Origin of the sequence: Kordiimonas sp. SCSIO 12610 (genome assembly GCF_024398015.1) — a bacterium.
Taxonomy (GTDB): Bacteria; Pseudomonadota; Alphaproteobacteria; order Sphingomonadales; family Kordiimonadaceae; genus CANLMI01.
Genome location: NZ_CP073747.1, coordinates 1,502,521 through 1,525,173, shown reverse-complemented (window position 1 = coordinate 1,525,173; position 22,653 = coordinate 1,502,521). Strand labels below are relative to the sequence as shown.

Sequence of the window (22,653 nt, the reverse complement as noted above, 5' to 3'; positions counted from 1 at the left end):
AAAAATTAAAGTTTCACGAATGTAAGCGTTTTATCGCCTTTAAGCAATATCGGTTTTCCAGGAAGTGGCGTATACATTTCACCGTCCAAGGTAACAGGGTCTGTTCCTTCGATCCGGATATCATCGCCGCGTCTTGTGTGGACGCCTTGAATATATTTTTTTCCGAAACTACCAAATAGAATTCCGCGCAGCGCCCGAAACACATTTCTGCCACCTGTTTCAATGGCAGCGAAGCGCAGACCACCCAAACCTTCATTACTGTACGGCTTAAATCCCATAATCAATTTATCGAGTGTTGTCGCTGTAACAGACGCAAACTGGCCGCTAATACGGGCCTTACCAGGTACCACTACATTCATTGGGTCCGAGATCATCATTGCTTTGTCTTTACTTAGCCCAAAAGCACTGGACACCAACTTAAACGCTGACCAAACATGAGCAAGCGAGTTGGGTAACCCTTTTGCGTAAGCATTTTCACGGCACCAGTAAATTCCTTTAACGATCCCGGCTGTTCCAAAAAAAGTTCCTACCTTTGGTGTACCCCCGTCGCCTAAATCCATTTCGATCAGGTTTCGGGTTGTCAGGCGCTCTGAGAGCTCACCAGCTTTAACCATCTTTATCAGGTTTTTAAGAACCTTAACCGGGTCGCCTTTCATGCCAAGGTCTGCAGCTGTCATATTGGTTTTACCACCAGGTAAAAATGCGACAGGTGGTGTGACATTAAAGGGGTTCTTATACAGTAAGGATTGCAGTGCAACACCGATGGTGCCATCACCGCCATTAACAATGATCAACGCAGGATTCGCGCGCGCAAATAACGCCATGGCTTCATCCATGGTTTCAACGCCGTCAAGCTCAAAATGCAGTAAGTTAGCGCTCTCATTGATAACCTTACGAATATCATCCATGCCAGCGGCATTTGTTGTCGATTTTGGATTTGAAAGTACGGCAATCAATGGCACCAATGCACCGCTATTAAAATTTGATTGATCAACTTGCACCTTGAAGCCTATCCATTCACGAAGTTACTGATACAATTGTCATAAATTTGCAATAATGGATTAGCACTTAATTCAAAACTGTTGAAAATACAAGCCTTTCCCATCAAGCTCCCGAAAGCTTGACTAAAAGATTGTCCAAAGATTGAAACTTTGTGACCTTATCCTCTAAAATATTCTGAACGCAGAAATTAAATTTAGCGGCGGCGTGCGTTCCTGCGTTTCTTTTTCTTAGCGTCGTCGGTTCCAAGTATATATTGAAGGTTAACCGTCATTTGTGTAATACCTTCTTTCGCCGCAAAGGTAGCATCCTCCACATCAGGGGGACCAAATCGAAGTTTCGGATTGTTTGAAAAGCCAAAGCCTTCAGAAAAAAAGTCTGCTTTACCATTTGCATTTTTATCATGCAAAATAACAAGGCTGAAATTTCCGGTAGACGGCAATGGCACGCAAACCGACTGGGCATCTGCGCTTACAGGAACTTCCACCCGTACCAATTTTTTACCTTTTTCAAGAAAGTCCTCTTCCTTGTCGGTATATAACTGCGCCCGAAGGTTTCCTTCAATCGTCGCAATATTCTCTACATGGACGAGAACCGAAGCGTTATTGTCACCGGGCGGGCAAACCGATTGAATGTCGGTGGTGTCTATTTTACCCGCTGAGAGACTGGCATTATCAACCACCGATTGGCTGTGGACAACAACAGAAGAAGTTACAGTCCCAAAAACGCCAACCATAGCGGCTGCTATTTTAACTCGAATATTTTGCTTAAGTAGCATAAATATCTCCAATAAATTACTACATCTAAGCAAATGCTCATTGATGGTGGCGAAATTGTGTCGCTTTTGGTACTAAAATACGCAGACAATCACATATTTGCCAAATTAATTGTGAATATTGCCTGAACTTATTTATTACAGTGACAAAATGTGTTTATTTCTTTCTTGCAACCAATATGGAACCAGTGTAGCCGCTTCGTATGTTTAACCGTATCGATCGATATATAATTCGCCAGATCACAGGCCCCCTTATTGTGACTTTGTCAATAGCAGCGCTTCTTCTTATTCTGGAGAAGATGCTGAAATTATTTGACTTTGTCGTCAACGAAGGCGGTCCGGTTAGTGTTGTTTTCAACATGCTTGCGAACCTGACCCCTCATTATATGGGACTGGCTCTGCCAATCGGTATGCTTTTAGGAACCTTAATCGCGTTCAGAAAAATATCCATGTCGAGCGAATATGATGCCATGACAAATGCTGGCATAAGTTTGTTCAGATTGGCCCGCCCAGCATTCATGCTCGCACTGTTCTTACTGGTAGTGAACACCATATTGGTTGGCTGGGTTCAACCCTACAGCCGATATGCCTATGAAGGATTGGTATTTGACCTGAGAAGCGGCGCTTTAGGCGCAAGTATTCGCGTTGGGGAATTTGTTGAGTTTGGGGACAAAATGGTTCTTAGGATTGAAGAATCTAACGACCAAGGAGCGGAGTTAAAAGGCATTTTCATGGAACGCCGCGATAGCCGTGGCAGTATTGCCATTACGGCAGAAAGCGGCGGCTTTTTTGCGACCAATGACGAACAAACCATTTTGCTCCGATTATACAATGGTACGCTTATTGATTTGAATGAAAGTCAAAACAAACCCCGTGTTCTTACCTTCAGCCAACAGGATATCACTATTCCACTTCCAGATAGCGCACCCTTTAGGGGCCGAGGCGGTGAAGAACTGGAAATGACTTTGCCGGAGTTATGGGCGGAGAAAGACAACCCCCTTTTAGAGGAAGGTCTACGAAACTCTATTCGCGGAAATTATCACTGGCGCATTATGCATAGCCTAAGTTTTTTGGTGTTGCCGTTTCTCGCAATTCCCATGGGGCTTACGAACAAGCGAACAGGGCGCAGCACTGGGATAATTGTTAGTATCGCTTTACTTATTGTCTATAATGAGGTGATGGAAGGAATGGAAACTGCCGTTTCAAACGGTATTTCTCCGTACCTAACCATTTGGTCACTTTTTGGCCTTTTCACGATAATCAGCGTTAGTTTGTTCCGAATTTCAGCCTACAAAGTTGGAGGGGACCCCCTCGCCTGGGTAGATAAAATATGGGACATTATCTCTGCTCCATTGAAGCGGATGACACGCTGGGTAATGAAAGCTGAAGCATGAGTATGATCCGAAATATCAGGCGTGTAATGCTGCCATCAAGAACATTGTCACGCTACATGGTGAAAATGTTGATAGCGAGGTTTATTGGTATTCTGTTGGGCCTTGTATCAGTCTTGATGATGCTGGTTTTGCTGGCACAAGCCGATGATGTTTTGGCCGCTGAAGGGGCTTCATGGGTTTCAATCGTGTCTTTCATTGCCCTTCGGGCCCCGCAACTGGCAAGCCAATTCGCTCCTTTTGCGACGCTTATTGCCAGCCTATTGACACTTGCGACACTCAATCAAAATAGCGAGGTTGTGGTTATGAAGGCCGCTGGCCTTTCTGCGCACCGTATATTGCTCCCGCTTGGGCTCGCGACCTTTATGATTGTCAGTGTCCACTTTGTTTTCAATGAAACCATTGTTGTCAATGCCAATGCAGAACTAGAATATTGGGAAGCCAACGATTTCGCAGTTGACCTTCCCCCAAACGAGGGACCTGTTGGTCGTGTTTGGATCAAGGAAGATAACACGCTTATTTTGATCGAGAATGTATCCCAAATAGGGAACCGTGTCGTTCTGGATGTTGTTTCGATTTTTGAAAAAAGCGATGTCGGTCACTTGCAAGCAATGGCGCGTGCAGATTTTGCAATTTACCAGAATGATCAATGGACCCTTCATGAAGTCAGAAGATTTGATGTCGAAAGTCATAATCTTGCAATTACCCCCTCTGTGGAATGGGACATTGCGGTAAAACCCGAACGTTTCCTTGCCCTGACTGTCCGCCCCGATCATGTTTCTTTCATTGACTTATGGAAAAGCATAACTCAATTGCGCGAAGAAGGGCTATCCACCGATCAGGCGATGGCAAGCTTCCTTCAAAAATTTGCGGCGCCCGCATCCTCCCTTTTGATGCCATTATTAGCTGGGGTGGCTGCGTTTGGTGTTACCCGGGCAGGGAATTTAATTATTCGTCTTGTTTTTGGAATGGCGCTTGGTTTTAGTTTTTTTGTTGCCGATAACTTTATGTTGGCAATGGGCGAGTTTGGTGTTGCACCACCACTCCTGGCAGCCTGGTCACCCTTCCTGTTATTCCTACTTGTAGGTTATGCGGTTTTATTCAATACTGAAGAAGGTAAAAGACCACTTCAGCTTGTAACTGGAATGTTACGTAGAAAACCAAAAAATGCTAAAACAGCCGATACCATATCATCATGAGTGACGGAAACTCTAAAAATCAGAACCAGCGGCTCGCTGGTGGTGCTGGCTATGTATTTTTAGGCCGTATGGGCGCGATTATCGAAGCCCTATCAATCATCGCCTTTACCTGGTTCTATGGTGCTGAGATTTTTGGTCTTTTTGCAGCTCTGTGGAGTTATGTGAAGGTTTCCACTGCCTTTTCTGAAATGGCCATGACAACGACATTGCAGCGCTATGTTCCAAAAATACAAAATGGCAATACGGATGACATCGCGGGGCATGCGATTAAATTTAGTGTGTTTATTGCCCTTATAATCGCAGTTCTTGGCACAATCACTGCCCCCATAATCGCGACTATATTAAATGCAGCCGATGCCCAGGAAAGCAACCTTGTTGAGATTATTAGAATTTACATATGGGTGTTACCATTCTGGACTTTTGTTGAGGTTTCAACAGCTGCCATTCGTGCAACCCGCACCTTTGGCCCTGAAATAAAAGTCCGTATTTTTTATGAGCAAGGCATCCGACTACTCGCTGCAATTCTTTTCGCCTTAATGGGGTTTCTGACATTCGGGTTATTCTTGGCCCACCTTGTCAGCGTTATCATCACGTCGCTGATCGCAATTAAACTGCTATCGCGGTACTATTCAATAAAGGCGCTGATCAAGGCCCCGATGTTTGGCACACTGCAGTCTGAAATGCGGCAGTATGGGTATTCTGTCATGCCCTCAAACATGATAAAAAAACTGTTCAGCGAGTTTCCGGTAATTCTTCTGAACCTTATGCTTCCGGGTGCTGCCGGGGCGATGGCAAGCGGCTATTATGCCGTGGCACGTAAGATCGCGAGCGTTCTTCAAGGCATCAGGATAACCTTTGAATATGTGATGGCCCCGCTTGCTGCCGAGCGGGACGGCGTTGGCGACCGTCGGGCCCTTCAAGACATGTATGCGTTTGCAACCCGGTTATCGCTCGCGCTCGCGCTTCCCTTTGGTGCTGCACTGTATCTCGCAGCGCCGGACGTCTTGAGCGCTATGAAGCCTGAGTTCACCGCCGCCTTCACGGCTATCATCTGCCTGATCATTGGACGCATGTTAGAAGCCTCAACCGGACCAGCTAGCGCAATCGTTGAGATGCTCGGGCACAGACTTTTACCAGCAATTAATGGCTTAACCGGCATTGCTGCCCTTTATGTGATTGGGTATTATTTAATTCCTGAACACGGCGTTACTGGGGCCGCAGTCGGGGCCGCAATTGGTATGAATGTAACGGCGCTCTTGAATTTAATTCAGGCCAGAGTCATTTTTAAATTGTCACCATATTCGCTGGAGACACTGAAACCCCTTGGCTTTGCATTGCTCGGGGCAGCCTTTATAGGCAGTTTAACCCATCTTCTGGGGACTGTTCCCAGCCCCTTCGGCTTTATCACTGCAGCATTAGCGTTGATAGCATCACTGTTCATGATTTTCCGCTTTGGATTTCACGATGATGATCTTTGTGCCCTTGGTAAATTCGGAAGGTTCATCAAGCCTTCGCTGAAAGCCAAAAATAAAAACATCCCCGTCGGTGCGACCAAAGACCACAAGTAATTGATCCGACAAGGATTGCGGGATCGTAAGCATTTTGATATAAGCGCACAAATTTTGTTAAGCGCCACTATAGAAATAAATACAGCGCGAACGGAGACATATAAATGGCAGCAACTGGCCTTTTTAAACGCGAAACCCACTATCTGGACAAAATGGGCTTCAAGGAATTATTCCCTGCTTTCTTTAGCTATTACGCTATTCAGGTTTATATTCTGCTTGTCATTTCAGGGTATATCGCAACCTATTTTTATGCTGAAAGCATGCTAAGCGTCGCCATTTCTGTTGCATTTGCAATCGCTATTTTTGCGCCGAGCTGGTATATCGCGCACCGCTGGGTCCTCCACGGCAAATGGCTTTATAAAATCAAATTCACTGCAAAATACTGGAAGCGTGTTCACTACGATCACCATCAAGACCCTCATAATCTTGAGGTTCTTTTTGGTGCACTATACACGACGCTACCACCGCTTGCGCTCATCAACATGCCTGCTGGTTACCTAATTGGCGGCTGGGGCGGTGCGTTCGCGGCCTTTGCAACAGGATGCCTATGGACAATCCTCAATGAGTTTTTCCATTGCATCGAGCATTTGAATTTCAAGCCCAAGGCAAAATGGCTTAAGCACATCAAAGAACAACATATGATGCATCATTTCCATAATGAAGATGGAAACTATGGCATCACCAACTTTGGTTGGGATCGTTTGCTTGGCACATATTATCTGCGCAAGGACCGCCCGACAAAAAGCAAAACCGTTTTCAATCTCGGTTACACCGAAGAAGAAGCTGAAAAATACCCTTGGGTTGCTGAGGCCTCTGGCGGTGTTGATAATCGCCGTCCACGGGAAAAACGCGCTACCTACAAAACAAGCTCGCACATCAATAATTCCGAAGCGACATAGGCTCATAATTCTGTGACAAATCTTAAAATACGCCCTGTTGAAACGAAGGCCGACCTGAAGGCCTTCATTCGCATGACCAAAGATCATTATAAGGCTGACCCAAACTGGGTTCAGCCTTTAACGTTTCTAAAGCTCGAAGATCTGGACCCGAAGAAAAACCCGTTTTTCGATAATGCGGAAGTTCAGCTTTGGCTCGCGGAAAATAATGGTCAGATCGTTGGGCGAATTTCAGCACAGATTGACAAGCTAGCGCAGGACAAATGGGGCCCAGACCTTGGGTATTTTGGCCTCTTTGAAGCGGATAGTGAAGCAACTGCCCATGCGCTCCTTCAAACCGCAGAGGACTGGTTGCGTGATCGCGGTATGAAAACCATTCAGGGGCCTTGGTCACTATCGCCAAAGGAAGAATGCGGCATGCTGATCGATGGGTTCGACACACCGCCCTGCTTCCTGATGCCCCACGGTAAGCCCGAGTATAAAGATTGGGTCGAAAGCTATGGCCTCGCGAAAGCGCACGATTTGATCGCTTATCAGCTTGACCTCCTCAAAGGCTTCCCGGAAAAAATGAAACGGATCGTTGCGGCTGCGAAACGCAACAAACGGGTTATCCTGCGTGAAATGGATATGTCAAATTATGACCGCGATATTGGTTATATTATTGATATTGTTTCGGACGCATGGGCAAACAACTGGGGCTTCACCCCGTTTACGCAGGATGAAGGCAAGCATCTGGCAACAAGCCTCAAGTTTATCCTGAAGCCCCACCGCACTGTCATCTGTGAATATGACGGCGAACCCGTTGCCTTTATGGTTACAATCCCTGACCTGAATGATGACATTAAGGATTTCGGTGGTAGCCTGTTCCCGTTTAATGTTTTCAAGTTTCTGTCGCGCCGTGTCCTTAGCAAAAAGGAAGGCCGCATGCGCGTGCCCCTAATGGGCGTGAAGCAGGCTTTCCAGAGACGCCCCGTTGGTGCCGCTATGGCCATGTGGATGATCGACTATAGCACCGATCAGGTGATGGAACGCGGCGCCTACTGGGGCGAACTTGGCTGGATTTTGGACGAGAACGAAGGCATGCGCTCCATCCTCGTCGATATCGGCTGCGAGGAATATAAAACCTACGGGATATTTGAGAAGACGATAGCCTAGGGTTTATTCCCCCTTAAATCGTTCCAGAAACGATGCAAAGGAAAAATTATAATCTTGCGGCGCAACTCGGTTGTGGCACGCGTGGCAGGATTGGTATTTTATCCCCGCGCGGGCGATACCCTCAGCGGTAAAAATTCCATACCCCCAATCCACATTCAGGGTATCACCGTCTGCTTGGTCAGCGCCCCAGCCCTTTTCCTTCTGTTGCATGATAATAGCAATGATTTCATCAGTTGGAATTAATCGTCCATGGCTATCGAGAACTGGGTTTCCTTCGCCATCCAGTTCAACCCTATGATCTTCCATTACAATTGTCGTACCATAAGGCGCAGGTTGGCCCGGCTTTGCGTCCCGAAGGGCTTCGGGGTTTACATATAAAAAGCGAACCTTCTTGGGACCAATCTGATCAACAGTGCTATAGCGAACAAACCTGTTTTGGTAATTCTCTGGCACAGTGATCTGGGTGGCTGTTTTAGCCTGTTGCTCTGCAACAAGTCCGGTGGCTGTTAATGTGAAAAACAATCCCGTGGTAACAAGCGCGGTGCCAAAAAGCTTCATCATACCAATCCTCAAAACAATGATCGGCATCACGAATACAGTATGAAACCGTGGCGGAAAAATCGCAACTGATCACAAGGTCGCGATCAGTATAAAGCAAGATAATATATGATAGCCCTGAACCAATTTTGATTTAGGTAAAAGGCGTCCCGCCATACCACGTCGATATCTATAATGAAGAATGTAAAACTATAGGAGTTATTGAAAGATGATTGGTTAGATCATTATTCAACCATAAACATTTATTCCCAATTGCCCCGCATATTCTTTAGTAATTTTTGACTTTAAGAAATTGTCAATTTGTTTACTAAAGTCGCGTTTGTCCCGAATTGCACTCACACTTACAATAGTTGTAACTAATCTCTCTATTGAGGTCAGATAATCATCAAAAAGTAACTGATCAATTCGTATATTGCTATCAATATTGCCTCGTTCCTGATCAAAAAGATATATTCTCCGGCAACTGAGTTCTAAATCTTCACCTCGAATTCCAATATCAATGTGAATACCAAGTTCTCGACTTGTTTTACCGAAAGCTAGAGAATCTAAAGGTAAATCTCGCACCCGCAAAAATGGCTTTGCAGGCATTCCCTCTAATTTAAACAAATCATCAAAGAGGATTTTCAGTATTTCCGCTTTGGACATTATCCATTCTCTACTTATAGAGACTAATTTATGTAATGGATGCCCAATCGAATTGAACATCCATTACATAAAATCAATCGCTCTTAAACATAACAATATGGCAGTGCTGGAATGTGATCTCGATTTCCACTTTATCGAGCGCCTTTTTCAGTTGGTTTCTCATTCACTTTAAAAATTAGCGCTTTTGCTTCTTCAGATTTGTACGCTAGGATTGCTTCCTTGTCGAATTCGTCATCGACGATTTGCAACTCACCCAACCCTATAATCCGCGCTTTACCTTGCAAACAGGACATTCATCCCATTGATTAAAGATTTTAGGACTAATGACACCTGTATGTTTTTGTTGGTCGTAGGTGTAAAAATAGGTTTTACACACCTCACATCGCACAAACATCATTAAAACACCAACTAAACCAACTGATAATATCCACATTAAATCAATAAAATCCGCTTCACCACTTTCCCCTAAAGTTATTTGAGAAAAAGGTATCAATCCCAAAAACATCAAGACCATAAACTTAATGTACACTCTTGACTTTGTGACTGGTTTATCTGTTTCGTTACTCATTATAAATCAATCACCCTTGAACATAATAACCTTGCGGTGCGGGAATGGGATTTCAATCTCCGCTTTATCGAGCGCCTTTTTCACCTGTTCGGGCACGGAATAAAGAATATCAAAATAATGCGCACCGTCACAGAAGGGACGCACAAGGAAATCAACCGAACTATCATTCAGCGTTTCCACCTCCACAAATGGTGCCGGGTCCTTCAAAACATGTTCGTGTGCATCCAATACCTCCATAATCACGGCCTTTGCTTTATCGATGTCTTCGTCGTAAGCAATACCAAAATGCATATCAACACCGCGCACACTGTGATGGCTATGGTTCACGATCTGCTCGCCCCAAATTTGCCCATTCGGGATAATGATCTGCTGATTATCAAACGTTTGCATGATGGTGGTAAACAGATCAATCTCTGTCACCTTACCGAACTTACCCGCCGCATCGACAAAATCACCAACCTTATAGGGCCGAAAGATAAGAAGGAGCACACCCGCCGACAGGTTCGAAAGCGCCCCCTGAAGTGCCAATCCAACCGCTAGGCCTGCAGCACCCAACAGCGCAACAATCGATGTTGTCTGCACACCAAACCGGTTCAAAACCGCGATAAACACGAACGCGAGCACCACATACCGCGCGATACTGCCGAGGAAACGAAACAGCGTATCATCCAGTTTCTGATATTTTTCACCAAGACCACGGATTGCGCCTGAAATACGCCCTGCGATCCAGAAACCAATGATCAGTATCACAATGGCAAGAAGGATATTGGTGCCAAATTCGATCGCCGCCGGCACATACTGATTGATATCTAACTGCTCGAAAAATTCCTGCATGATATGCCCTCCCTTAAGGCATTGAAGATGATGAAATTCAAAACACTCAAGACAAGACTGATTACACGCCTAACGATAAACGAAAGGCGCGGTATTTCAAATTGAATTTATGAACTTATGCAGGATTATACCAACCTTGCTTCGCTGGTTATCCCAATCTGTTCTGGGCAAGCTCTGCAAATTCGCACAATAATGGGCGGGTTTCGCGTGGGTCGATCACATCCTCAATCATAAAGGCTTCTGCCGTCCTGAAGGGGCTCCTCACCTTATCGAGCCGTGCCTTGATCGCCTCCAGATGCGCTGCGGGGTCTTCCGCTGCCTCCAGTTCGGATTTATAGGCAACTTCGATCCCACCTTCGAGCGGCAGGCTTCCCCAATCACCCGATGGCCATGCGAAACGATATTGAAATTCGGTATGGTTGCTCATCGCCGCGCCCGCAACACCGTAGGCTTTCCTGACCACAATCGTCGCCCACGGCACCTTGGAATTATAAATACCGTTAAGCGCATCAACACCGTAGCGGATCGTTGCGGCCTTTTCGGCCTCCAGCCCAATCATAAAGCCCGGATTGTCAACAAAATGCACCACAGGCAGGCGGAATGTGTTCGCAAGCTTCACAAACCGTTCGACCTTACGCGCCGCATCCGCAGACCACGAGCCTCCCATGAAGCTCGGATCGCTCGCGATCACCGCAACGGGCCAGCCGTCAAGCCGCGCAAGCGCTGTAATCGCTGATTGTCCCCAACGTTTGCCGATTTCAAAAACACTGTCGCGGTCCATCACGCTATTCAGGATTTTCCGCATACTATAGGCCGCGCGGCGATCCTCTGGCACCGCATCCACAAGGGCCTCATCACGGCGCAGCACCATATCACCACTTTCAATGCGTACATGATCACCGCCCGCATAGGAAGGCAAATACGATAGGAATGTGCGCGCGGCAGCGAACGCCTCTTCCTCACTGCCCACAAGGTCATCAACCGCGCCGTTGCGGGCATGGATTTCCGCGCCGCCCAACTCGTCCTTCGTCAGGTTTTCACCGATCGCGGCCACCACCGCTGGGCCCGCCGTAAACATATGCGATATGCCCTTCACCATCACGCTATAATGGGATGCAACCACGCGTGCTGCCCCAAGCCCCGCAACCGAACCGAGGGCTAACGAGACAACAGGCACGCTATCGAGGTTTTTCACAACATGTTCCCAGCCCGGCAGCCACGGAACATACGTTAGGCCCATGTCCTCAAGCGACTTCACGGACCCGCCACCACCCGTGCCATCGATCAAGCGAATAAGCGGGAGTTTCCATTCATGCGCCATCTGTTCAGCGAGCATGGCCTTACGCCAAATGGCGGCATCCGCTGCGCCGCCGCGCACCGTGAAATCATCGCCGCCAATGACCGCAGGGCGGCGGTCAACCTCGGCCTTACCAAACACAAAATTTGCAGGGATAAAATCCTCAAGCTCGCCGTCTTCGTCGTAAATACCCTTACCCGCGAGCTTACCAATTTCACGGAAACTACCGGGGTCCGCCATCCGCAGCACACGGGCGCGGACATCCATTTTACCGCGAGAATGCTGACGCGCGACTTTCTCTTCGCCGCCCATTTTCTCGGCCAAAGCCTCACGCTTTTTCTTTTCTTCTAACTCTTTTTCCCACGCCATTGTTTCAAATCGCCCATTATGTTTTAATATCGCTGAACCAACTATTAGATTAATGACAACTATTAATATAGCAATAATCTGTGCTAATTAAATTATATGAATAAAATTTCACAAGAGAGTTCCAAAGAGCTAATAGTCACTTTACTTGAGAACGCAAACTATCACTATAAAAAAGCAAGAGAAGCAGGCGAATTTAAAAGAGATAGCTCAGATTGGAACGAAACAGAGGAATACGATTACAAATATCCTGATGAAGCGATTTATTTTGGTGACGTTTTCCTCGCTGGGCATGCTTTAACTATCGCAAAACAACACTCCATAAAAGATATAGAGGATAGATATCAGCAACTAGTAGATAGAAACTTATTCGATGATAACAAATTTCTATCTTTATTTATGTCAGACCATAAAGAATACCCACACACTACAGCATGTTTGATTAGCCTAAATCATTTAAGGTACTATCTGGTTGAATACATCAAAAAATACTTATTGAAGCACGATAAGGCTGAATAAGCCTTTTGCCTAAAATTATGGCTATAATACTGTAATGATATAAAAATTGGCTGCTATATATAAATGGCAGATATCTTATGATACTAACATTTGAACAACATAGACAATTAATACAAACATCAAATGACCTTTATCACAGCGCACGTAACGAGCAAGAAAATAGATCAAGAGCATCAAATATTTTTATTACTAATGATGAGGAATTCGCCGACGTCGAGAGTTTAACATCATGGATTACAGGCATACTATCATCCAAGAACTTTCAAAAAAGATTAAATGATCATGAACTTCAAGATCATACCAAAAAGTACTCCGCCAACATGGTACCAAGTTTAACAAACTGGTGCTTAAAGATAGCTCCGACACACCCTTCATACGCAGCGTACGTTCATTTTTCCATTTCCATGTTTTATTATATTTCAGGAAACATGATAGAAACTACTGAACAAACTGGTGCATAGCCTCTGTTTTTTATGTTTGCTAAATATTGATTGCGTATCATCATCACCCAGATTGCATCAGGCGAATGCCTTCGTCTCGCTCGAATAAATAAAGCAGATGCCGGAGCGCTTTACCCCGTTCGCTCATCAGTTCCATGTCTTTAGACACAATCAGGCGGGCATCATCACGCGCCATTTCAATGAGGTCCCCGTGCGCTGCAAAATCAACGAGCTTAAAATCAGGCATGCCGCTTTGCCGCGTACCCAATATCTCACCGCTGCCACGAAGCCTCAGGTCCTCCTCCGCTATCAGGAAACCATCCTCGCTTTCGCGCATAATCTTCAGCCGCGATCTCGCCACTTCCCCCACATGCTCTGCGCGCACAAGAAGGCAGGTTGATTTACCGCTGCCGCGCCCCACGCGCCCGCGAAGCTGATGCAATTGCGCGAGCCCAAACCGCTCGGCATGTTCGATCACCATGATCGTTGCCTCAGGCACGTTTACCCCGACCTCGATCACCGTTGTTGCGACCAGAATGGAAATCTCACCCGACTGGAACTTGGCCATCACTGCGTCCTTATCCACGCCCTTCATTTTGCCGTGGACAAGCCCGACTTGATCACCAAAAACCTTTTGAAGCGCCTTATAACGATCCTCCGCCGCCGCCAAATCAAGCATTTCGCTTTCTTCCACCAAAGGGCAGACCCAATACACCTGCGCACCCGATTTCACGGCGCGTTCCACGCCGCCGAGCACATCCATCAATCGCTCGTTCGAGATAACGCGGGTGTCAATCGGCTGGCGACCCGGTGGTTTTTCCTGAATGCGTGACACATCCATATCACCGTAGAGTGTGAGGGTCAGCGTGCGCGGAATCGGCGTTGCGGTCATACCGAGAACGTCAATACCGTTAACTGCCTTTGATGATAGCGTCAGGCGCTGCTGGACGCCGAAACGATGTTGCTCATCAATTACGGCAAAGCCAAGGTCCTTAAATTCCACATCATCCTGAATGATGGCGTGCGTTCCGATAAGGATATCAAATTCGCCAGCCTTTAAGGTATCCAAGAGCGCCTGCCGTGGTTTGCCTTTATTCCGTCCGGTCAAGAGGGCGACCCTTAGCCCTGCCCCTTCCGCGAGCGGCGCGATGCTCTCTAAGTGCTGCCGTGCGAGGATTTCAGTTGGCGCGAGGATCGCGGCCTGCGCCCCGGCCTCCACCGCCGCAGCCATCGCCAATAAGGCAACGATTGTTTTTCCGCTTCCCACATCGCCCTGCATCAAGCGCAGCATAGAGCGATCGCCCTCTAGGTCGCTTATGATCTCACCGAGCGCTGTTTCCTGATCGCCCGTTAGGGCGTAAGGGAGCGCGGCCAGTATCTGCCGCCGAATGTTGCCGTTTCCCTTTAGCGATCGGCCCTTTTTCCGGCGCGTTCGTTCGCGCACAATCGCGGTCGCGAGTTGGGTTGCGAGCAGTTCATCATATGCTAGGCGGCGCCTAGGCAAACTCTCGGGCGTAATCACATCAGCATTCTCTGGGCGGTGCAGCGACAAAAGGGATGGTTTAAAAGCGGGCCAGTTTTCTCGCCCCATCAAGCTGTCATCATGCCATTCAGGAAGATCAGGGATGTTGTCCAACGCGCCGCCCAAGGCCTTCCTGAACACCTTCGCAGACAGCCCTGCTGTCATCGGGTATATGGGTTCCATCAACGGCAGTTCATCAACGTTATCGGGTGCGACCATATAGTCAGGGTGCGTGATCTGCACCTGATCCTGAAAATGCTCCAGCCGCCCGCTGATAACCCTTCGTTCGCCCTCTGGCAATTGCTTCCTCAGCCAATCGGCGCGGGCATGAAAGAACACAAGTGTCAGGAAACCGGTTTCATCCTGACAGATCACCTTATAGGGTGCACGTTTGTTGGGCGCGGGCTTATGGGTTATCACCTCAATATCAATCGTCGCGATAGAGCCCGCTGCGGCTTCCATTACCTTTGGATGGTATCGCCTGTCGATCGCGCTAGAGGGTATATGAAAAATCATATCCACAAGGCGCCCACCCGCAAGGCGCTCGAACGCTTGTCGGTTCCGTTTGCCAACACCGGGCAGGCTTTCAATATCCGCGAAATATGTAAACAGGGCTTCTGGGCGCATGGGGGGATCAAGTTTCCGTTCGATTAAAAAGTTTATGCTTTATTGATGAATGACCATAGCTTATGGTGTGCCGCCCGCCAATGGGCTGCTGATATTTTTATCACTTTATTGATCTGATTGGCAGGAAACGCTGAATACATATCGATAGTTCAACAATGAAGACCAGACATGACCGACCTTGAATATAATCCGCATAAAGACCTCGACCTACCGGACAGGAAACGTCGCCTTGTGTTTCGGGCATGGCACCGCGGCATCAAGGAACTTGATCTGATTTTCGGGAATTTTATCGAAGCTAATATCGATGATTTCAACGATCAGGATTGCCATTGGTTTGAAAGTATTTTTGAAGAGCAGGACCATGAAATTCTGGAATGGATTACGAAGGGTGAAAACGTCCCCGCAAAATTTCAGGGCGATATGATGAACCGCCTTCAAAAGCTTGACTTCATGACCCTGAGAGCGCGTTAAATATACAGAAAAGCTTCAAAAGAAACCGATCATGACCGAAGTGAAAACTGACATGCTTTTTGATAAACTTGTCAGCGAAGACCTGCCCCTGAATGTTGGCGGTGTTCCTGATGGCTTTGACGCGACCTTGCTCGGCGATCTGGCAGCGCGTGCGTTCGGCAAGGGTAAGCGACCCGTTCTGCATATCACCCGCGATGACACGCGCCTCGCTGCCATTAAAACCGAGGTTGCTTTTTTTGCGCCCGAGATCGAGATTGTTGCCTTTCCAGCATGGGACTGCCTACCCTATGACCGCGTTAGTCCCGCGAGCGATATTATCGCGAAGCGCATGGCCGCGCTATCGCGCCTCAGCCAACAAAAACTGAAAAAGCCGCTTCTGGTTCTCACCACCATTAACGCCAGCCTTCAACGCGTTCCAACGATGGAAAGCGTTAAGTCTGCAACCTTCCAGGCCGTCCCTGGTGACGAAGTGGATATGCACACCCTAACCGATTTTCTGGCCTCAAACGGCTATAACCGTTCCAGTCAGGTTATGGACAGGGGCGAATTTGCAATACGGGGTGGCCTGATTGACCTTTATCCACCCGACGCGCGAGAACCTTTGCGCCTCGATTTCTTTGGCGACGAGCTGGATACCATTCGCCGTTTTGACCCCCTTACGCAGCGGACAACGGGAACAGCGAAGGAATTGCACCTGAAGCCCGCAAGCGAATTTTCGCTCGGCAGCGAGGGCGTACGGCGGTTCCGAACGAATTATGTGAACACATTTGGCCCAACCAAGGGCGAAGACCCGCTTTATGAAGCCATATCCGAGGGCCGGAAATATCAGGGTGCCGAGCATTGGCTACCATTTTTCCACGAGGAAATGGCGAGCCTGTTTGATTATCTCGATAATCCAGTTGTCACCATCGACCATCAGGTGGATGAAGCGGCAAGCGAACGCTTTAAAGCCATTAGCGATTATTATGATGCTCGTCAGGAAGCAATGGAAATCGCGCGAGATCATAAAAACATCAATACAGTCGCTTATAAACCAATCCCTGCAAACACGCTTTACCTGAGCGAACTTGAATGGCAGGCATTCGGTGAGAGTTTTAATCTTAGAAAACTCAGCCCCTTTGAACACCCGGAAAATATTGATGTCGTGTCGTTTGGTGCGCGGGCAACGCGTGATTTTTCGCCCGAACGGAATAACCGCAGCCTCAATATCTATGACGCGGTTAAGGAGCATATCGAAGCGCTTCAAAAAGACGGTAAACGCGTTGTATTTGCCAGCTACTCGGAGGGTGCTGCCGATCGCCTCAAGGGCGTTTTGGAAGATCACGGCGTTGCCCCCATCGGCATATCAACCGATTGGTCCGAGATTAGGCGCGCGAACAAACGCCTGATTAGCGTCACGGTTCTGCCGCTAGAGCGCGGGTTTGAAACCGATGATCTTGTTGTTATCTCCGAGCAGGATATTCTAGGCGACCGTTTGGTCAGAAAATCAAGGAAGCGCAAGCGCGCAGATAACTTCCTGACCGAAGCAAACGCCCTCGCCCCCGGTGACCTCGTGGTTCACACAAGCCACGGCATTGGTAAGTTCGAGGGGTTAGAGACCGTTAGCGTATCGGGCGCATCCCATGACTGTTTGCTTGTGACCTACCAGGGCGGTGACAAGCTTTATGTCCCTGTTGAGAATATCGAGGTTCTATCGCGCTTCGGCAGCGAAGATGGTGGTGGTTCGCTCGATAAGCTAGGCGGGGTTGCATGGCAGGCCCGCAAGGCCAAAATGAAAGCCCGCATCCGCGAAATGGCGGACCAGTTAATCAAACTGGCGGCAGAACGGGAACTGCGTGAAGGCCAGCGTATCACGGCGCAGGAAGGCGTGTTTGACGAGTTTTGCGCCCGCTTCCCCTTCACTGAAACCGATGATCAGCTCCGCGCCATTGGGGATGTGATCAATGACCTGTCATCAGGGCGTCCGATGGACCGACTTGTTTGCGGTGATGTAGGCTTTGGTAAAACCGAGGTTGCTCTGCGCGCCGCATTCCTAGCTGTTATGGCGGGACATCAGGTTGCAATTGTAGCACCAACCACCCTCCTCGCGCGCCAGCATTTTCTGAATTTCACCGAGCGGTTCAAGGGGCTACCCGTTCGCGTGGCGCAGCTTTCACGGTTGGTGAGCGCAAAAGAAGCCAAGGCAACGCGCGAAGAAATGCGCACCGGCACGCTTGATATTATCATTGGTACGCACGCACTCCTCGCTAAAGGGATTGAGTTTAAAAACCTTGGCATGTTGATTGTGGACGAGGAACAGCATTTCGGTGTTGCCCACAAAGAGAAGCTAAAAGAACTTAAGTCCAACGTTCATGTACTTACCTTAACAGCGACACCAATTCCGCGCACGCTTCAGATGGCGATGAGCGGCCTTCGTGACCTCTCGATAATCGCGACACCGCCAGTGGACAGGCTAGCAGTTCGTACCTTCGTATTACCGTTTGACCCTGTCGTTGTGCGTGAAGCGCTGCTGCGCGAGCATTACCGGGGCGGCCAAAGCTTTTATGTATGCCCGCGCATTGCAGACTTAGAGGGCATAATCGAGTTCCTCAAGGAAGATGTGCCTGAGGTTAAGTTTATCGTGGCTCACGGGCAAATGTCCCCCAAGACGATTGAAGATGTCATGACAGCCTTTTACGAAGGCCAGTATGATGTTCTTCTGTCAACCACGATCATCGAATCTGGTATTGATATTCCGCGCGCAAACACCATGATTGTCCACCGCGCTGATATGTTTGGATTGGCGCAACTCTATCAGCTCCGCGGCCGTGTTGGGCGCTCTAAAATACGGGCCTATACGTATCTTACGACCCCCGCAAATCGCATGCTGAATGATAATGCGGACAAACGCCTTCAGGTTCTGCAATCGCTCGACACACTCGGCGCAGGCTTCACAATCGCAAGCCACGATATGGACATTAGGGGCGCAGGGAACCTGCTTGGTGACGAGCAATCAGGCCATGTTAAAGAGGTCGGCGTTGAGCTTTACCAGAAAATGCTTGAGGAAGCGGTCGCGGAAGCACGGGCCGGTAAGGATGAGGACTTTGGTGAAAGCGATTGGTCGCCGCAGATCAACCTCGGTGCGACCGTTATGATACCAGAAAAATATGTGCCTGACCTCACGCAGCGGATGGCGCTTTATCGCCGCCTTGCGGACCTTGATACCCGCGAAGACGTAGATGCCTTCTGCGCTGAACTCATTGACCGGTTTGGTCCCCTAACGCCAGAGGTTAAACAGTTAGCCGCAATTATGATCATCAAAGGGCACGCGAAACGCGCGGGCATTGATAAACTGGATGCAGGGCAGAAGGGAGTAGTACTTTCCTTCAAGGATGACAAGTTTGCGAACCCCGCTGGCCTTGTTGAATTTATCAGCTCAACGGGGGCAACAGCCAAACTACGGCCTGATCATAAACTTGTCTACAAAGCCAAGATGGATAAAATCGGCATCCGGTTAAAAACCGTTGCTGCTATAACCAAAAAATTGGCGTATATCGTTTCGCAACCAAAATAATCAAATAATTCATAGCGTTATAAGTTTATTATTTTCGCAAAAATTGAGAATTGTTCATCCTAAGGCCATAAGGTTGCCCTAATTAGGCGTCAAAAAGCGGTCAGCCGAACGTCAGATAATAATAACAGGCTCCATTTGAATTTCTTGCTTGAGATTTAGGTAAAACTTGTTGGGTCCCCAACGAAAGCACTCATTTGAGTGCTTTTTTTTTCGCTAATTCCCAACCACAATCTTGCCGCATTAATACCATTTTTGAGACAATCTTTATCGCATAGATAGCAATATCTATTTTATAAACGATTGGAAACGGTATGCGTAAAGCACTCTTAATTATATTAGCAAGTTTAACCTTAAATAACTCTAATATTCACGCCCAAGATGAAATTGAAAACCGAAGATTTGAAGGCCTTTATGGTGGCATTGAAGGGGGTTTTGACAGAACTGAACTCTTTGGCGCAGAAGACAATACATTTTATTATGGCCTGAATTTGGGATACCGCCTTCACAGCTCGAGGGATTGGGTTTTTGGGATAGAAGGAAGTTTTGGTGATACAAATTTCAACACTCGCTCCCGAGCGCTATTCTCACCTTCAGGTAGTCCGCTCTTGAATACAGAATTTCAATGGTCTGCAGCCCTTACGATTGGCAAGGTATTTGGAGATAACAATCTGATATTTGCTAAAGTTGGCACAGCTGGGAGGCAAATTGAACGTTCAGCCACTAGCCTCATAAATGGCGCAACAGGTGAAACATTTGAGCTCCCCGCCAACACGTCTCACCAGCAAGGGTATCTATTGGGCTTGGGGTATGAGCGCGCCATATCAAAACGCATCAGCCTGAAGCTTAGCCTAGATTATTTAGACTTCAATTTTAGCTCCCAGCAATTCCAGCCCAAGGTTGGAGTTAATTTCAAATTCTAACCAAGGTATATTCGACAAAATTATGGCGTCACATCGGCGCCGTAATTCTTCACAGGACTGCCGCAAACATATCTATTTTGTGCCTGAATTGGACCCGACTATCTCCTCATCGCGCTTAATAAAACGGGCGCTATGTTAGGAGACTTAATAATGAAACTTATAAATACTTTTACGACAGCAATCATTGGCGCAACCCTTATTTCGGGTATCGCCGTAGCACAACAAGATGATAAAAAATTCGACGGCGCATATGTGGGCGCTGAAATTGGCGTCGATTGGCTTCGTTTCAACGATAGCGCTACAACCAACTTAGGTATCACAGATAATAGCGAACGTGGCTTTTACTATGGCGGTGTTTTAGGTTTTAGAACCCAATATGATAATGGGTTGGTTTTAGGCTTAGAGGGCACATTCGGTGACCAGGACACAAATTTTGTAGCACCCGGTGGCACCCTTAGCACCGATAATGAATGGAGCGCTTCCCTTATTCTAGGGCAAGCATTCGGCGATGATGGTAACAACCTTATTTATGGTAAAGCTGGTTACGCAAGCCTGCGCGGCGAGTTCACCCCCACAACAGGTGCGATTATAAATGATAATGACGGTGGCTGGCGGTTTGGCGTGGGCTATGAGCGCGCACTCAGCAAAAGTATAAGCCTTCGCACAGGCGTTGACTATACAACATACGGCAATGGGCTGACCCAGTGGCAAGGAAAAGCCGGATTACTCTTTAAATTCTAAATTTTACCCCGCTTGTCACAGATTAGAAATCACCTGAAAACTATGGCAATAGTGATGAGTAGGCCGGTATGGTGATCAGTTCTGAGTACCGGCCATCATTTCCTGAACAAAATAAGCAAACAAATAAGGCAATTTCGCTTACCACTTTACCATGTGCAGCAATCAGTCAAAATACCTCTATAAACCAAGAAACAAGGTAATCAAGCCTATCGCAATCCAAAAGCCTTGAGAAATCCAAAATCGGATTGGATATTTCTTCCGGTCAAAAACACCTACAGACCATGTTAAATCAGAACGCCCTGAATAATGCCCCCAAAAAACTAAACAGAAGGCAACAAAGGATAATAATAACAACTCCCACCCTTCTGTCATAAGTCCTCTATGTATTATGGTGTTATTCCGCCGCTACTTGAGCCTGAATTTGATCAATAACATTCACCAGAACGCTTGCATCCTGCGCACCAGAGACCGCATGCTTACCGTTGAAGATAAAGAAAGGTACGCCCGTAATGCCCATTCGTGAGGCATTAGCGACTTCCGCCTTAACAAGATCAACATCACGGTCTGTTTTCAGGAGTTCCGTCACCAGATCACCGTCCATGCCCGCCTCTTCTGCGACTTCACGCAACAGCCCGTGATCACCGATGAATTTGTTCTCTTCAAAATACCGGACCATAATCCCTTCGGCCACTTTTGACTGGAGCCCCTCAGACATAGACCAGCGAATAAGCCTGTGTGCGTCAAGCGTATTCGCAATAATGCAGTCGCTTTCAAAATCAAAATTGATCCCAAGCGCTTCACCCGTATTTCTTAGGTGCTTGCGCATCACCAAAAGCTGTTCGCTATTTTCACCAAATTTACGGTCATAATAGGTTTTCCGGTCTACCCCACCAGTAGGTGTATCTGGGCCCAGTTGGTAGGGGCGATAACGAACTTCAGTAATGACATCAGGGCGTTCAGCCATTGCCTTTTCAAGCTGGCGTTTCCCCACAAAGCACCAAGGGCACACAACATCAATCACAACATCAAGTTCCACAGAAACCTCCTACCCGTAAACATTTTCCAGAGCCTACCAAAGAATGCGTGGGATAGAAACCGCAGATTGCACCTATCTGTTAACATGTTTTTTACCAGTGCCCTGTACAATAGCAATATTGGTAATGAGTAGAAACGGACAATAATAATGGTTCAAGCCATAAATATAGCGGCAAATGGCCTTATACAGTCTGAACAGAGAGCGACCCGACTTGCGCAAGATATTGTCACGAACCTAGCCCGTTCAAGCAACAGTGTAAGTGATCTTTCCCTCCCCAATTCTCCCACTTTAGATCCGGTCGCTCCCTCTTCAGGGCCTGGCCAGATTGATCCCGCTACCAATCCTGTTAACGCTCCGGCCTCAGGCGCACCGACAACCCTTGCAGGCGGTTCCGGTTTTTCAGATATTATTCAACAGCTTGCGGATTTACGGATTGAGGAAAATACATTCCGTGCTAACGCTACTGCATTCAGCCGTATAAACGAAACCTTTGGCAGCCTTCTCGACGAAGACAGTTGAGCGCTTTCTGCATCAAGATATTACGATCACAACAGAATGACTTGAAGTTGCGGT

22 protein-coding genes are annotated in these 22,653 nt (G+C 47.5%); 11 read left to right on the top strand and 11 right to left on the bottom strand.

From position 1 onward, the window contains the following. Nucleotides 1-5: 5 nt before the first annotated feature. Nucleotides 6-1,001: a diacylglycerol kinase family protein gene (locus KFF44_RS06920; RefSeq protein ID WP_255938419.1), complete on the bottom strand. Its 996-nt coding sequence runs from the start codon at nucleotides 999-1,001 to the stop codon at nucleotides 6-8. 194 nt (nucleotides 1,002-1,195) lie between these two features. Further along, nucleotides 1,196-1,777 (bottom strand): DUF2141 domain-containing protein, encoded by a 582-nt coding sequence (locus KFF44_RS06915; RefSeq protein ID WP_255938417.1) that lies wholly within the window; start codon nucleotides 1,775-1,777, stop codon nucleotides 1,196-1,198. A gap of 200 nt (nucleotides 1,778-1,977) precedes the next feature. Between KFF44_RS06915 and lptF the strand changes: the two genes are divergently transcribed. From lptF to KFF44_RS06890, 5 genes are all read left to right on the top strand, one after another. Continuing rightward, on the top strand, nucleotides 1,978-3,168 hold the full coding sequence (gene lptF, locus KFF44_RS06910) for an LPS export ABC transporter permease LptF (RefSeq protein ID WP_255938415.1): 1,191 nt from the start codon (nucleotides 1,978-1,980) through the stop codon (nucleotides 3,166-3,168). Next, entirely contained in the window at nucleotides 3,165-4,364 is a 1,200-nt protein-coding gene (gene lptG, locus KFF44_RS06905) for an LPS export ABC transporter permease LptG (protein WP_255938413.1), read from the top strand. The genes lptF and lptG overlap by 4 nt, the downstream gene beginning before the upstream one ends. Further along, on the top strand, nucleotides 4,361-5,932 hold the full coding sequence (locus KFF44_RS06900) for a lipopolysaccharide biosynthesis protein (RefSeq protein ID WP_255938408.1): 1,572 nt from the start codon (nucleotides 4,361-4,363) through the stop codon (nucleotides 5,930-5,932). The genes lptG and KFF44_RS06900 overlap by 4 nt, the downstream gene beginning before the upstream one ends. 104 nt (nucleotides 5,933-6,036) lie before the next feature. Beyond that, nucleotides 6,037-6,831 carry a sterol desaturase family protein gene (locus tag KFF44_RS06895; RefSeq protein WP_255938406.1) on the top strand — a complete coding sequence of 265 codons (795 nt, stop codon included), beginning with the start codon at nucleotides 6,037-6,039 and terminating at the stop codon, nucleotides 6,829-6,831. A 12-nt stretch (nucleotides 6,832-6,843) separates the two neighbouring features. Then, complete coding sequence (locus KFF44_RS06890; RefSeq protein ID WP_255938404.1) at nucleotides 6,844-7,983, top strand: GNAT family N-acetyltransferase; 1,140 nt, start codon at nucleotides 6,844-6,846, stop codon at nucleotides 7,981-7,983. Nucleotides 7,984-7,986: 3 nt separating this feature from the next. Here KFF44_RS06890 and KFF44_RS06885 read toward each other — a convergent pair whose 3' ends face one another. The 6 genes from KFF44_RS06885 to KFF44_RS06860 form a co-directional block, all read right to left on the bottom strand. Then, a complete protein-coding gene (locus KFF44_RS06885) occupies nucleotides 7,987-8,544 on the bottom strand; it encodes a cytochrome P460 family protein (protein ID WP_255938403.1) in 558 nt (185 codons plus the stop codon). Between the two features lie 225 nt (nucleotides 8,545-8,769). Next, nucleotides 8,770-9,186, bottom strand: coding sequence for a hypothetical protein (locus KFF44_RS06880; RefSeq protein WP_255938402.1), 417 nt, complete (start codon nucleotides 9,184-9,186; stop codon nucleotides 8,770-8,772). 131 nt (nucleotides 9,187-9,317) lie between these two features. Continuing rightward, the gene (locus tag KFF44_RS06875; protein WP_255938401.1) at nucleotides 9,318-9,443 is read right to left on the bottom strand and encodes a hypothetical protein; all 126 of its coding nucleotides are present in this window, start codon (nucleotides 9,441-9,443) and stop codon (nucleotides 9,318-9,320) included. Nucleotides 9,444-9,445: 2 nt separating this feature from the next. Beyond that, a complete protein-coding gene (locus KFF44_RS06870) occupies nucleotides 9,446-9,754 on the bottom strand; it encodes a hypothetical protein (protein ID WP_255938399.1) in 309 nt (102 codons plus the stop codon). A gap of 6 nt (nucleotides 9,755-9,760) precedes the next feature. After that, on the bottom strand, nucleotides 9,761-10,588 hold the full coding sequence (locus tag KFF44_RS06865) for a mechanosensitive ion channel family protein (protein ID WP_255938397.1): 828 nt from the start codon (nucleotides 10,586-10,588) through the stop codon (nucleotides 9,761-9,763). Nucleotides 10,589-10,736: 148 nt separating this feature from the next. After that, complete coding sequence (locus KFF44_RS06860; RefSeq protein ID WP_255938395.1) at nucleotides 10,737-12,254, bottom strand: acyl-CoA carboxylase subunit beta; 1,518 nt, start codon at nucleotides 12,252-12,254, stop codon at nucleotides 10,737-10,739. Between the two features lie 96 nt (nucleotides 12,255-12,350). On the opposite strand from KFF44_RS06860, the gene KFF44_RS06855 reads away from it, so the two are divergent. Beyond that, on the top strand, nucleotides 12,351-12,770 hold the full coding sequence (locus KFF44_RS06855) for a hypothetical protein (RefSeq protein ID WP_255938393.1): 420 nt from the start codon (nucleotides 12,351-12,353) through the stop codon (nucleotides 12,768-12,770). A 504-nt stretch (nucleotides 12,771-13,274) separates the two neighbouring features. Here the strand turns inward: KFF44_RS06855 and recG are convergent. After that, complete coding sequence (gene recG, locus KFF44_RS06850) at nucleotides 13,275-15,359, bottom strand: ATP-dependent DNA helicase RecG (protein ID WP_255938391.1); 2,085 nt, start codon at nucleotides 15,357-15,359, stop codon at nucleotides 13,275-13,277. Between the two features lie 168 nt (nucleotides 15,360-15,527). Between recG and KFF44_RS06845 the strand changes: the two genes are divergently transcribed. The 4 genes from KFF44_RS06845 (at nucleotide 15,528) to KFF44_RS06830 (ending at nucleotide 21,044) form a co-directional block, all read left to right on the top strand. Continuing rightward, nucleotides 15,528-15,830, top strand: a complete 303-nt coding sequence (locus tag KFF44_RS06845) for a succinate dehydrogenase assembly factor 2 (RefSeq protein ID WP_255938390.1) — start codon at nucleotides 15,528-15,530, stop codon at nucleotides 15,828-15,830. 31 nt (nucleotides 15,831-15,861) lie between these two features. Then, nucleotides 15,862-19,383 carry a transcription-repair coupling factor gene (gene mfd, locus KFF44_RS06840; protein ID WP_255938388.1) on the top strand — a complete coding sequence of 1,174 codons (3,522 nt, stop codon included), beginning with the start codon at nucleotides 15,862-15,864 and terminating at the stop codon, nucleotides 19,381-19,383. A gap of 311 nt (nucleotides 19,384-19,694) precedes the next feature. Continuing rightward, a complete protein-coding gene (locus KFF44_RS06835; RefSeq protein ID WP_255938387.1) occupies nucleotides 19,695-20,303 on the top strand; it encodes an outer membrane protein in 609 nt (202 codons plus the stop codon). A gap of 150 nt (nucleotides 20,304-20,453) precedes the next feature. Continuing rightward, the gene (locus KFF44_RS06830) at nucleotides 20,454-21,044 is read left to right on the top strand and encodes an outer membrane protein (RefSeq protein WP_255938386.1); all 591 of its coding nucleotides are present in this window, start codon (nucleotides 20,454-20,456) and stop codon (nucleotides 21,042-21,044) included. Between the two features lie 177 nt (nucleotides 21,045-21,221). On the opposite strand, the gene KFF44_RS06825 is transcribed toward KFF44_RS06830, so the two are convergent. Both KFF44_RS06825 and KFF44_RS06820 read right to left on the bottom strand, forming a co-directional pair. Next, on the bottom strand, nucleotides 21,222-21,416 hold the full coding sequence (locus KFF44_RS06825) for a hypothetical protein (RefSeq protein ID WP_255938385.1): 195 nt from the start codon (nucleotides 21,414-21,416) through the stop codon (nucleotides 21,222-21,224). Nucleotides 21,417-21,438: 22 nt separating this feature from the next. After that, nucleotides 21,439-22,080, bottom strand: a complete 642-nt coding sequence (locus tag KFF44_RS06820; RefSeq protein ID WP_255938384.1) for a DsbA family oxidoreductase — start codon at nucleotides 22,078-22,080, stop codon at nucleotides 21,439-21,441. 147 nt (nucleotides 22,081-22,227) lie between these two features. Between KFF44_RS06820 and KFF44_RS06815 the strand changes: the two genes are divergently transcribed. Continuing rightward, nucleotides 22,228-22,599: a hypothetical protein gene (locus tag KFF44_RS06815; protein ID WP_255938383.1), complete on the top strand. Its 372-nt coding sequence runs from the start codon at nucleotides 22,228-22,230 to the stop codon at nucleotides 22,597-22,599. Nucleotides 22,600-22,653: the final 54 nt, after the last annotated feature.